The 13,906-nt window shown below is 45.8% G+C and carries 1 protein-coding gene and 5 rRNA genes (1 of these 6 running past the window's edge); all 6 read right to left on the bottom strand.

Translation table 11 applies throughout. The annotated features are described in order from the left end of the window. Positions 1-163: 163 nt before the first annotated feature. The gene (locus MHB48_RS02120; RefSeq protein WP_342599925.1) at positions 164-4,639 is read right to left on the bottom strand and encodes a S8 family serine peptidase; all 4,476 of its coding nucleotides are present in this window, start codon (positions 4,637-4,639) and stop codon (positions 164-166) included. 991 nt (positions 4,640-5,630) lie between these two features. Then, positions 5,631-5,746: ribosomal RNA gene (rrf, locus tag MHB48_RS02115) — 5S ribosomal RNA — on the bottom strand. A 56-nt stretch (positions 5,747-5,802) separates the two neighbouring features. Continuing rightward, a 23S ribosomal RNA gene (locus MHB48_RS02110) occupies positions 5,803-8,731 on the bottom strand. 235 nt (positions 8,732-8,966) lie between these two features. Beyond that, positions 8,967-10,520: ribosomal RNA gene (locus MHB48_RS02105) — 16S ribosomal RNA — on the bottom strand. A gap of 774 nt (positions 10,521-11,294) precedes the next feature. Next, positions 11,295-11,410: ribosomal RNA gene (gene rrf / locus MHB48_RS02100) — 5S ribosomal RNA — on the bottom strand. 56 nt (positions 11,411-11,466) lie between these two features. Further along, positions 11,467-13,906, bottom strand: a 23S ribosomal RNA gene (locus tag MHB48_RS02095); it runs 489 nt beyond the window's last position. The 16S, 23S and 5S rRNA genes sit together here, the layout of an rRNA operon.

Raw genomic sequence — 13,906 nt, 5'->3', positions numbered from 1 at the left:
AATTGTTCATGGTACACCCCTCTCAAATTATCATATGCTTAGAAATGAAAGGATTGAACATTTTTTGTAACGACATAACACTTACTATATATGTAAAAAAACAAACAGAAGCCAAAGAGGACTTTCATACTCTTTGGCTTCTTCGTTTCATTCAATCTCCATATTATTCTGCTGGATTTTCAATAGGAGTAACTACTGGTGCCTCTTCTGATTCCTTAGCTGGTTCTTCTGCTGGCTGTTCAACAGATGGTTGTGCTGATGGTGCCGCTACGTTGATATACAGTTTACCGGCAGCTAATTGGCGTGTTTCATTGTTGAAACTGTCAAGAGCTTTTACTTCGATTTGTGCACCGTCTGCTACTGTTCCGTATGGTACTGTCCAGTAACCAACGTAATGACCTGTGCTTTGCTCCATCATTGGTAATTCAGTTGCATTTTGAACTTGTCCACCTACATTTGTTAGTGGCATGTGGATAACGAATGTCGCTTTCAATCCAGGCTCACTATCAAATTCGATTTTGACGCTTCTACCTGTTGTAAGGTAAAGGTCTCCTTCAGGTTTCAAGTTCCCAATGACTGGTGCATCGAAGTCTGCTTGAACTGTGATTTTTGTCGAGATACGGTTGTTTGCTTTGTCGCGTGCAACAACTGTTATTTCATTTGCGCCGTTATCAAGGATAATACGCTTTGAATATTTCCCGTTGACGACTGGAGCGTCTTGACCGTTAACTCGTACCCAGTCAAGGTTTGCATCTGTAACCGTTCCTTCGACTGTAACTGTTTCACGGTTTGTTTTGTCACCGTTTTTCGGACTTGTAATTGTCAGATTAGGCTTCACCGTGTCTAAGATGACTGTGACAGGAGCTGATTCACCTGTTACTTTGCCATTTAATTTAGAAACTGCTGTGAATTCATTGGAACCTTCTACTAAGGTAGCAGGGATTGTGAATTTACCGTCGTTACCTACGACGATAGATGCTACTTCTGCACCGTTTTGTTTCAACTGGAGTGTCGTTGTTGGTGATGCAGTACCTTCAATTGTAATAGCCGTATCACTTGTTGTTACATTAACTGCTGGTGAAGTGATGACCGGCGCATTTACTTCATAGCTTACGCGAGCACGGATCATGTAGTTTCCTTCAGCAGTTGGTGATGGAGACCAAGCACCAGATACGCCTTGGTAGCTTCTTCCCGCGTTCGTACCGTCTTCATCCGTTGCAAGACCAGGGGTATTTGGATTTGCAAATGTTTGACGGTATACCATGAAGAAATCGCCATTTACTACGATGTTGTGATCAGTTAAGTCCACAACTGTCCACTGACCGTTTCGTAATGCTGTTGCATTGACAGGACCCGCAAGCATTTTACCAGGAGTTCCGTCCGCACCCGTTGCATCCCATACTTCGACTGCGAATGCAGTTCCACCAGGGACTGGCCATTCAGTTGTCCAGAAGCGGAATACGCCATCTGTTACAATACCACTTTCTTTTCCTTCTGGAAGTGACATTTTCACTGCCCATGCATTTCCTGCAGCGTTGAAAGCACGTGCGTTTTCAGGTGTACCATCGTCATAACCGATTTCTCCACCAGGAACTGTGTAGAATGGCTCGAGCGTGATGTTTTGTGTTGTTGCTTCATCACCGATTATCACTGCTACTTCTTGGCCATGGTAGCCGCGAGCGATAACTTTCAATGTGTAGTCGCCTTCGTATGCAGTGATGGAGTAGTTACCAGCTGCATCTGTTGTCACAGGTGAGATATTTGCATCTTCGACAAGTAGAAGCGTTGCTCCTTCAATGCCTTCACCCGTTGATTGGTCAGTAATTGTACCACTCACAGTATTTTGAGCTACTTCGTCCAAAGTGAAATTGGCAGTTGTTGTGCCATCTGCTTCGATTGTGACAGCTTGTTCTTCCGAAGTAAATCCGTAAGCTTCTGCTTTCACTGTGAATGTTCCTGCCCCGAGTGTTAATGAATAGGAACCGTCAGCTGGGTTTGAATAAACTGAACGTCCAGATTCTAGTACACTAACTTGAGCACCTAAAGGTAGAAGTGTTGGATTATTAATTGTTTCTACTACTGGTGGCGCTTCTTTTACAGGTAAAACAGGTTTAATTGATTTTGGATCGATTGTTTCTTTTAATGCATCTTTATCTTTACCATTTCCGTTATTACCTTTATTTCCATTGTTTACACTGTTTTTATTGTTACCGTTGTTACCATTGTTGTTGCCTTTTCCTTTTGAAACTTTGCCAGTTTGCGAAATGTCAGTTAGAGCAACATCATCAATATACCAGCCGTCTCTTTGTACGCTACCATCAGAGAATGCATTGAATCCAATATAGATACGTTGACCTGCATATGCAGACAAATCAACTTCTGCACTAATCCAACCATTGGATAGACCTTGAACCATTAGTAATTGGGTCCAGTTTTGCTGATCTGTAGAAACGAATACGTGACCGTAATCCCAAGCTCTTCCTGAAGAAGACTGCTCGAAGTTATGCCACTGTTTGAACTGCAAGAAAGAATTTCCTTCTGGCAGGTCGATTGGAGGTGCAACAAGTGTTGCGTTCATACGGTTTGCGTACAGCCCAGATAAGTTTGTAGCGTATACCTTTTCTCCAGAAGCAGCATTTCCTGGGCCAGATGTTGGTACGCCCCAATCCCAACTGTTTTGATCTCCAAAGGAATACCAACCAATTGGCTGTGCTTCGAAGTTTTCAAAGTATCCAACCGTAATACCTGGTTTTACTTGAATGACATATTCTTCACTACTTACTTCATTGTTACCAAAGTCATTGATTGTCCATTTGTACTTGAATGCGTTACCTGAGATTAAATCACCTGGAATCACAACTCCGAACACACCAGATTTGTAATCGCCAGATTTACGTCCAGCTTCGATTGCTTGCCAAGCACCATTTGCATCCTTGTAGTTTAGTACAACAGATGCAACGCTGATGTTATCACTAACTGTAATTGACAAATCTAAATCCATACCTGCATATGTTTCACGAGGTGCTGTATGCTCGAATACCGGGGCTTCACTATCATCACCTTGTTTTGTTACTTGACCTTTCAATGTTCCAAGTCCAGTGATGATAGAAGATACAGCCTCATAAGCATCTACTAGTCCATAGCCATATCCATGGTTAGGAACTGTTGTATATTGAGCATCTGTTAATGGATTTGCTGTGTTGAGTAGGATTTCTTCCATTTCATCCACTGTTAGGTTTGCGTCAACTTGTCGAAGGAGTGCCGCAACGCCCGAAACAGCTGGTCCTGCCATAGATGTCCCGTTCCAACCACCTTCATAACCACCACCTGGTATAGATGAACGAATGTTCACGCCTGGTGCTGAGATGTCTGGTTTAATTTCAGCGTATGGTGAAGGTCCACGAAGGGAGAAGCTTCCCACTTTGTTATTAATGTCAGTTGCACCTGTTGCAAATGACTCAGGATAATTTGCTGGTGCCGCTACAGATCCAGCACCACCTGGATTTGAAAGCGTTGTGTTTCCTGCAGAGAATTCAGGGAAAATTTCTGCTGCGCGCCAGTTGATGACAACGTCACGGTACCATTCATCAAGACCAGGTCCGCCTCCCCAGGAGTTATTGACAACGTCTGGAGCCATGTCAACTCGTGCATTTCCATTGGCATCAGTCGGTGCTAAAATCCATTGTGCAGCTTCCAGTAGATCTGCGTCTGTTCCCCCGTTTGCTGTAAATGCCTTTACTGCGATAAATTTAGCTCCAGGAGCAACACCAATTTGATTCGTTCCATTTGGTTCACTACCAACCATAGTTCCCGTTACATGCGTACCGTGGTCATTATCGTCATACGGCGTAGCTCGTCCAGCTGTTGCATCAAACCAGTTAAAGTTATGAGAGACTTGACCATTTGCTGCATTGTAGCCTCGGTACTTTTCTTTTAAAGCCGGGTGATCCCATTGAACCCCAGTATCAATGCTAGCTACAACAGTTCCTGCTCCGTCAATACCCATTGCCCAAACGTCAGGAGCTTTGACACGTTCAATGCTCCACTCTATGTTTGCGATTTCTGCTTTAGGAGCAACGGCATTCTCAGTTTTTGTTGTAAATAACTGACGAGTTTCATTCGGTAAAATCTTTTCAACTTCAGGGAATGTTGCTAGTTTCTCAGCAACTTCTTTTGTTGCTGTTACTGCCATCCCATTCACAATATAATATGACTCTATATCTTTTGCATTTCCCTTAGCTACTTCTTGTTCTAAGAATTGTTTAACTGTTTCTTGTGACTCAAGAGAAGTTATCTTCAATTCGCTTACTACTGAGGAGCGCTGAAGAAGTTTCGCATTGTGCGCAGATAAGTTTGCAGCATCCGCACCTTTTCGAGCTTCCGTAGCCACTTCTTTTACATCTGCTTTTTCTTTAAATTTGATTAAGAAAGTAACTTTATCATCTTCTTTAAAGTTTGCCAGTAAACGGCTACTTAACTTATCTTTTACGAGAATCGTGCTAGGACTTGAATCTCTAAAAGATTGGTGAAGCTTACTAGTGGTTTCCGCACTCACTACATTTGGAGCAATTAATGAAAATGTTAAAAGTAAAGATGCTGTCATACTAAGTGCCTTAGTTGAACTGTTTCTCCTTCTCAAATTCCATTCCTCCCTTGAATTTTACTAAGATTTTATTACTGTACGAGAAACTAATGGTCTTTTATATTAATCTAAAAAGACCGCAAAAAAACACCTTCTCCCCCTTTCCTAAACAGTCATTTAGGTAAACAGAATCAATGGTGTGGATCAAGAATCTCTGGTTGTAAACAAAACTATATATGAATAGAAATAGAAATTTTGTCGAATTAGGTCGTTATTTTTTGTATTTTTCAGAAATAATAGTTTCTTACTATTTTATGCTATTTATTTTATAGGTAATAAGTGATGCATACAATACTTTTGGAAATATAAAGAAGATATTAGAATCGTTGGTACGATTAGTAAATCAAATATAATCATTTTCTTATTAATATAATTTAATTTTCTTGCTTTTTAAAAAAATAATCATTTAAACCTACTTTTTTTAAGTAGGATATTTCACTATTTTTTAACTTCAACGAAATTAGTGCTTTATTCCCATATAAACAGATTTAGTTCCTGTTTGCTTTTCATTTATAAAATCCTTTAAATAAACGATCATGCTAGAAAATTTTGTATTTTACTTTTCACTATTATGGTTATTTAATCACTATATTTATCTACATGTCTTTTTATCCAATTAATATTTTATAAAAATATGGTCCATCTCAAAGCAATGATTATTTAATGTACAACGAAGATTAATATACTCAAGCTTAGTAGTAATTTTATTTATTAAATTAGTTAGATTCGAGATTGATCCAGACGAAATTTCCTTTCTTCAACACTTATATTCCTGTATTCGGACTAGGAAAGCAGATTTCTTCGTCAGCCGCAGTCTTTCGGTTCTCACGTATGTTATACGTTCCGAGCCTCTCTTCTTTGCTTCCTCGAACTCTTTGCCCCTCCACTTTCTCGCACACTTTTCTATAAATAAAATAAATGTTGCCTTCGATTTTCTTTTCGAACACAAAAAAAGCCGCTACCGATTACTCGGTAACGACTTCTTGGTGCCCAGCGACGTCCTACTCTTGCAGGGGGAAACCCCCAACTACCATCGGCGCTGAAGAGCTTAACTTCCGTGTTCGGTATGGGAACGGGTGTGACCTCTTCGCCATCATCACTAGACTTTGAGTTGTTCACTCAAAACTGGATAAAAGACATTGAATTCTTCAAATTCTATTTTGGTTAAGTCCTCGATCGATTAGTATTCGTCAGCTGCACGTGTCGCCACGCTTCCACCCCGAACCTATCTACCTCATCGTCTTTGAGGGATCTTACTTACTTGCGTAATGGGAAATCTCATCTTGAGGGGGGCTTCGTGCTTAGATGCTTTCAGCACTTATCCCGTCCACACATAGCTACCCAGCGATGCTCTTGGCAGAACAACTGGTACACCAGCGGTGTGTCCATCCCGGTCCTCTCGTACTAAGGACAGCTCCTCTCAAATTTCCTACGCCCACGACGGATAGGGACCGAACTGTCTCACGACGTTCTGAACCCAGCTCGCGTACCGCTTTAATGGGCGAACAGCCCAACCCTTGGGACCGACTACAGCCCCAGGATGCGATGAGCCGACATCGAGGTGCCAAACCTCCCCGTCGATGTGGACTCTTGGGGGAGATAAGCCTGTTATCCCCGGGGTAGCTTTTATCCGTTGAGCGATGGCCCTTCCATGCGGAACCACCGGATCACTAAGCCCGTCTTTCGACCCTGCTCGACTTGTAGGTCTCGCAGTCAAGCTCCCTTCTGCCTTTACACTCTTCGAATGATTTCCAACCATTCTGAGGGAACCTTTGGGCGCCTCCGTTACACTTTAGGAGGCGACCGCCCCAGTCAAACTACCCGCCTGACACTGTCTCCTACCCGGGTTACGGGTATGGGTTAGAATTTCAATACAACCAGGGCAGTATCCCACCGACGCCTCCTCCGAAGCTGGCGCTCCGGGCTCTAAGGCTCCTGCCTATCCTGTACAAGTTGCACCAAAATTCAATATCAAGCTATAGTAAAGCTCCACGGGGTCTTTCCGTCCTGTCGCGGGTAACCTGCATCTTCACAGGTACTATAATTTCACCGAGTCTCTCGTTGAGACAGTGCCCAGATCGTTACGCCTTTCGTGCGGGTCGGAACTTACCCGACAAGGAATTTCGCTACCTTAGGACCGTTATAGTTACGGCCGCCGTTTACTGGGGCTTCAATTCGCACCTTCGCTTGCGCTAAGCACTCCTCTTAACCTTCCAGCACCGGGCAGGCGTCAGCCCCTATACTTCACCTTACGGTTTTGCAGAGACCTGTGTTTTTGCTAAACAGTCGCCTGGGCCTATTCACTGCGGCTCTTCTAGGCTATTCACCCAAAAGAGCACCCCTTCTCCCGAAGTTACGGGGTCATTTTGCCGAGTTCCTTAACGAGAGTTCTCTCGCTCACCTTAGGATTCTCTCCTCGACTACCTGTGTCGGTTTGCGGTACGGGCACCTATCACCTCGCTAGAGGCTTTTCTTGGCAGTGTGAAATCAGGAACTTCGGACTAAGTCCTCGCCATCACAGCTCAATGTTATAGAATGCGGATTTTCCTACATTCACACCTTACTGCTTGGACGTGCATAACCAACAGCACGCTTACCCTATCCTTCTGCGTCCCCCCATTACTCAAACGGTGGTTTGGTGGTACAGGAATATCAACCTGTTGTCCATCGTCTACGCCTATCGGCCTCGACTTAGGTCCCGACTAACCCTGAGCGGACGAGCCTTCCTCAGGAAACCTTAGTCATACGGTGGACGGGATTCTCACCCGTCTTTCGCTACTCATACCGGCATTCTCACTTCTAAGCGCTCCACCAGTCCTTCCGGTCTGACTTCAACGCCCTTAGAACGCTCTCCTACCACTGATACCAAAGGTATCAATCCACAGCTTCGGTGATTTGTTTAGCCCCGATACATTTTCGGCGCAGCGTCACTCGACCAGTGAGCTATTACGCACTCTTTAAATGATGGCTGCTTCTAAGCCAACATCCTGGTTGTCTAAGCAACGCCACATCCTTTTCCACTTAACAAATACTTTGGGACCTTAGCTGGTGGTCTGGGCTGTTTCCCTCTTGACTACGGATCTTATCACTCGCAGTCTGACTCCCAAACATAAATCATTGGCATTCGGAGTTTGTCTGAATTCGGTAACCCGGGATGGGCCCCTAGTCCAAACAGTGCTCTACCTCCAAGATTCTTAACGTTTGAGGCTAGCCCTAAAGCTATTTCGGAGAGAACCAGCTATCTCCAGGTTCGATTGGAATTTCTCCGCTACCCACACCTCATCCCCGCACTTTTCAACGTGCGTGGGTTCGGACCTCCAGTAAGTGTTACCTTACCTTCATCCTGGACATGGGTAGATCACCTGGTTTCGGGTCTACGACCACATACTCATTCGCCCTATTCAGACTCGCTTTCGCTGCGGCTCCGTCTTCTCAACTTAACCTTGCATGTAATCGTAACTCGCCGGTTCATTCTACAAAAGGCACGCTATCACCCATTAACGGGCTCTAACTACTTGTAGGCACACGGTTTCAGGATCTATTTCACTCCCCTTCCGGGGTGCTTTTCACCTTTCCCTCACGGTACTGGTTCACTATCGGTCACTAGGTAGTATTTAGCCTTGGGAGATGGTCCTCCCAGATTCCGACGGAATTTCACGTGTTCCGCCGTACTCAGGATACACTCAAGAGAGAATGAACTTTTGACTACGGGGCTTTTACCCTATCCTGCGGACCTTTCCAGATCGCTTCGTCTAGCTCATTCCTTTGTAACTCTATGTAGAGTGTCCTACAACCCCAAGAGGCAAGCCTCTTGGTTTGGGCTATTCCCGTTTCGCTCGCCGCTACTCAGGGAATCGATTTTTCTTTCTCTTCCTCCAGGTACTTAGATGTTTCAGTTCCCTGGGTGTGCCACAGATACGCTATGTATTCACGTAAATGTACTGCTCCATTACGAACAGTGGGTTTCCCCATTCGGAAATCTCCGGATCAAAGCTCACTTACAGCTCCCCGAAGCATATCGGTGTTAGTGCCGTCCTTCTTCGGCTCCTAGTGCCAAGGCATTCACCGTGCGCCCTTATTAACTTAACCTAATATGGCTTCCAATTACTTGGAGTCCATTCAAAATTAGTAGTTAAAAGTACTACACAATCTATAATCACCGAAGTGATTACAAATTGAATTTCTTGAATTTGTTTCTTTCAATGTCGTTTTATCCAGTTTTCAAAGAACAAGTTTTCAAATGCTCATAAAAATGAACATTCAAAACTGAACTGCAAAACGTTAAGATACAGATAAAAATCTGTATTCCGTAATATATCCTTAGAAAGGAGGTGATCCAGCCGCACCTTCCGATACGGCTACCTTGTTACGACTTCACCCCAATCATCTGTCCCACCTTCGGCGGCTGGCTCCCGTAAGGGTTACCCCACCGACTTCGGGTGTTACAAACTCTCGTGGTGTGACGGGCGGTGTGTACAAGGCCCGGGAACGTATTCACCGTGGCATGCTGATCCACGATTACTAGCGATTCCGGCTTCATGTAGGCGAGTTGCAGCCTACAATCCGAACTGAGAACGGTTTTATGGGATTAGCTCACCCTCGCGGGGTTGCGACCCTCTGTACCGTCCATTGTAGCACGTGTGTAGCCCAGGTCATAAGGGGCATGATGATTTGACGTCATCCCCACCTTCCTCCGGTTTATCACCGGCAGTCACCTTAGAGTGCCCAACTGAATGCTGGCAACTAAGATCAAGGGTTGCGCTCGTTGCGGGACTTAACCCAACATCTCACGACACGAGCTGACGACAACCATGCACCACCTGTCACCGCTGTCCCCGAAGGGAAAGATCTATCTCTAGAACGGTCAGCGGGATGTCAAGACCTGGTAAGGTTCTTCGCGTTGCTTCGAATTAAACCACATGCTCCACCGCTTGTGCGGGCCCCCGTCAATTCCTTTGAGTTTCAGTCTTGCGACCGTACTCCCCAGGCGGAGTGCTTAATGCGTTAGCTGCAGCACTAAGGGGCGGAAACCCCCTAACACTTAGCACTCATCGTTTACGGCGTGGACTACCAGGGTATCTAATCCTGTTTGCTCCCCACGCTTTCGCGCCTCAGCGTCAGTTACAGACCAGAAAGCCGCCTTCGCCACTGGTGTTCCTCCAAATCTCTACGCATTTCACCGCTACACTTGGAATTCCGCTTTCCTCTTCTGTACTCAAGTCCCCCAGTTTCCAATGACCTTCCACGGTTGAGCCGTGGGATTTCACATCAGACTTAAAGGACCGCCTGCGCGCGCTTTACGCCCAATAATTCCGGACAACGCTTGCCACCTACGTATTACCGCGGCTGCTGGCACGTAGTTAGCCGTGGCTTTCTAATAAGGTACCGTCAAGGTACGAGCAGTTACTCTCGTACTTGTTCTTCCCTTACAACAGAGTTTTACGATCCGAAAACCTTCTTCACTCACGCGGCATTGCTCCATCAGACTTTCGTCCATTGTGGAAGATTCCCTACTGCTGCCTCCCGTAGGAGTCTGGGCCGTGTCTCAGTCCCAGTGTGGCCGATCACCCTCTCAGGTCGGCTACGCATCGTCGCCTTGGTAGGCCGTTACCCTACCAACTAGCTAATGCGCCGCGGGCCCATCCTGTAGTGACAGCCGAAACCGTCTTTTAACATTTCCACATGTGAGGAAATGGATTATTTGGTATTAGCCCCGGTTTCCCGGAGTTATCCCAATCTACAGGGCAGGTTGCCCACGTGTTACTCACCCGTCCGCCGCTAAATCAGAAGAAGCAAGCTTCTTCGTCATTCGCTCGACTTGCATGTATTAGGCATGCCGCCAGCGTTCGTCCTGAGCCAGGATCAAACTCTCCATAATAGAGAACTTAAAAAGCTCATTTGTTTTGCTGGCATCATCATTAAATGATGTCAAAAATTGTTGCTATCAAACTAACCGAAGTTAGTCTTTCAAGCTATATGTCTTAACGTTTTGCATGTTCAGTTTTCAATGTTCATGTTGTTGTCTCGTTTTGACGACTTTTATATCATAACAAATTCCGTTATTAATGTCAATAACTTTTTTAATTTGTTTTTTCTAGGAAAGTCATTAATTAAAAAGAGAACTTTATTAATATACCACCCTTTGAATGCATTAGCAAGCTTTTTTTACAATAACTTTAAAATACTTTCAAGACCCTAACTGACACAGTATATAGGGGAATTTATTAAGCGAGATACTACTAGTAGAACCTTATAATTTCTTATATCAAGTATGAAAAGGTCACTCTAGACATCTTTTCTTTCAGCTGTAGGATAATTCAATACATAATCTACTATAACATTTGCTAACGTTATATCCTCGAAGACTTCGTCCTCTGCTTTCAAGTTCACCTATGTTGTCAACATTAGACTGCACTTCCCGTTACGCATGTAATTAGCAAAGAATAACTTTTCACCTTCCGGCTTAATTCGTAGTAGACAACCTTATAAGTAATATACTTTCTGTGTAGTAGCTCATTTACAACATCTTCAAACTTTCGTAACAGCTACTAATTGGAAGGAAGACGAGACCAAATCATGTTTAACCGAGATCACTTCACCTGCAACTAAACAAAAAAAGCCGCTACCGATTACTCGGTAACGACTTCTTAGTGCCCAGCGACGTCCTACTCTTGCAGGGGGAAACCCCCAACTACCATCGGCGCTGAAGAGCTTAACTTCCGTGTTCGGTATGGGAACGGGTGTGACCTCTTCGCCATCATCACTAGACCTTGAGTTGTTCACTCAAAACTGGATAAAAGACATTGAATTCTTCAAATTCTATTTTGGTTAAGTCCTCGATCGATTAGTATTCGTCAGCTGCACGTGTCGCCACGCTTCCACCCCGAACCTATCTACCTCATCGTCTTTGAGGGATCTTACTTACTTGCGTAATGGGAAATCTCATCTTGAGGGGGGCTTCGTGCTTAGATGCTTTCAGCACTTATCCCGTCCACACATAGCTACCCAGCGATGCTCTTGGCAGAACAACTGGTACACCAGCGGTGTGTCCATCCCGGTCCTCTCGTACTAAGGACAGCTCCTCTCAAATTTCCTACGCCCACGACGGATAGGGACCGAACTGTCTCACGACGTTCTGAACCCAGCTCGCGTACCGCTTTAATGGGCGAACAGCCCAACCCTTGGGACCGACTACAGCCCCAGGATGCGATGAGCCGACATCGAGGTGCCAAACCTCCCCGTCGATGTGGACTCTTGGGGGAGATAAGCCTGTTATCCCCGGGGTAGCTTTTATCCGTTGAGCGATGGCCCTTCCATGCGGAACCACCGGATCACTAAGCCCGTCTTTCGACCCTGCTCGACTTGTAGGTCTCGCAGTCAAGCTCCCTTCTGCCTTTACACTCTTCGAATGATTTCCAACCATTCTGAGGGAACCTTTGGGCGCCTCCGTTACACTTTAGGAGGCGACCGCCCCAGTCAAACTACCCGCCTGACACTGTCTCCTACCCGGGTTACGGGTATGGGTTAGAATTTCAATACAACCAGGGCAGTATCCCACCGACGCCTCCTCCGAAGCTGGCGCTCCGGGCTCTAAGGCTCCTGCCTATCCTGTACAAGTTGCACCAAAATTCAATATCAAGCTATAGTAAAGCTCCACGGGGTCTTTCCGTCCTGTCGCGGGTAACCTGCATCTTCACAGGTACTATAATTTCACCGAGTCTCTCGTTGAGACAGTGCCCAGATCGTTACGCCTTTCGTGCGGGTCGGAACTTACCCGACAAGGAATTTCGCTACCTTAGGACCGTTATAGTTACGGCCGCCGTTTACTGGGGCTTCAATTCGCACCTTCGCTTGCGCTAAGCACTCCTCTTAACCTTCCAGCACCGGGCAGGCGTCAGCCCCTATACTTCACCTTACGGTTTTGCAGAGACCTGTGTTTTTGCTAAACAGTCGCCTGGGCCTATTCACTGCGGCTCTTCTAGGCTATTCACCCAAAAGAGCACCCCTTCTCCCGAAGTTACGGGGTCATTTTGCCGAGTTCCTTAACGAGAGTTCTCTCGCTCACCTTAGGATTCTCTCCTCGACTACCTGTGTCGGTTTGCGGTACGGGCACCTATCACCTCGCTAGAGGCTTTTCTTGGCAGTGTGAAATCAGGAACTTCGGACTAAGTCCTCGCCATCACAGCTCAATGTTATAGAATGCGGATTTTCCTACATTCACACCTTACTGCTTGGACGTGCATAACCAACAGCACGCTTACCCTATCCTTCTGCGTCCCCCCATTACTCAAACGGTGGTTTGGTGGTACAGGAATATCAACCTGTTGTCCATCGTCTACGCCTATCGGCCTCGACTTAGGTCCCGACTAACCCTGAGCGGACGAGCCTTCCTCAGGAAACCTTAGTCATACGGTGGACGGGATTCTCACCCGTCTTTCGCTACTCATACCGGCATTCTCACTTCTAAGCGCTCCACCAGTCCTTCCGGTCTGACTTCAACGCCCTTAGAACGCTCTCCTACCACTGATACCAAAGGTATCAATCCACAGCTTCGGTGATTTGTTTAGCCCCGATACATTTTCGGCGCAGCGTCACTCGACCAGTGAGCTATTACGCACTCTTTAAATGATGGCTGCTTCTAAGCCAACATCCTGGTTGTCTAAGCAACGCCACATCCTTTTCCACTTAACAAATACTTTGGGACCTTAGCTGGTGGTCTGGGCTGTTTCCCTCTTGACTACGGATCTTATCACTCGCAGTCTGACTCCCAAACATAAATCATTGGCATTCGGAGTTTGTCTGAATTCGGTAACCCGGGATGGGCCCCTAGTCCAAACAGTGCTCTACCTCCAAGATTCTTAACGTTTGAGGCTAGCCCTAAAGCTATTTCGGAGAGAACCAGCTATCTCCAGGTTCGATTGGAATTTCTCCGCTACCCACACCTCATCCCCGCACTTTTCAACGTGCGTGGGTTCGGACCTCCAGTAAGTGTTACCTTACCTTCATCCTGGACATGGGTAGATCACCTGGTTTCGGGTCTACGACCACATACTCATTCGCCCTATTCAGACTCGCTTTCGCTGCGGCTCCGTCTTCTCAACTTAACCTTGCATGTAATCGTAACTCGCCGGTTCATTCTACAAAAGGCACGCTATCACCCATTAACGGGCTCTAACTACTTGTAGGCACACGGTTTCAGGATCTATTTCACTCCCCTTCCGGGGTGCTTTTCACCTTTCCCTCACGGTACTGGTTCACTATCGG

The organism is Psychrobacillus sp. FSL H8-0483 (assembly GCF_038637725.1).
In the GTDB taxonomy this organism is placed as follows: Bacteria; Bacillota; Bacilli; order Bacillales_A; family Planococcaceae; genus Psychrobacillus.
The sequence above is the reverse complement of the archived record's forward strand: the minus strand, read 5'-3'. Positions and strand labels throughout refer to the sequence as shown.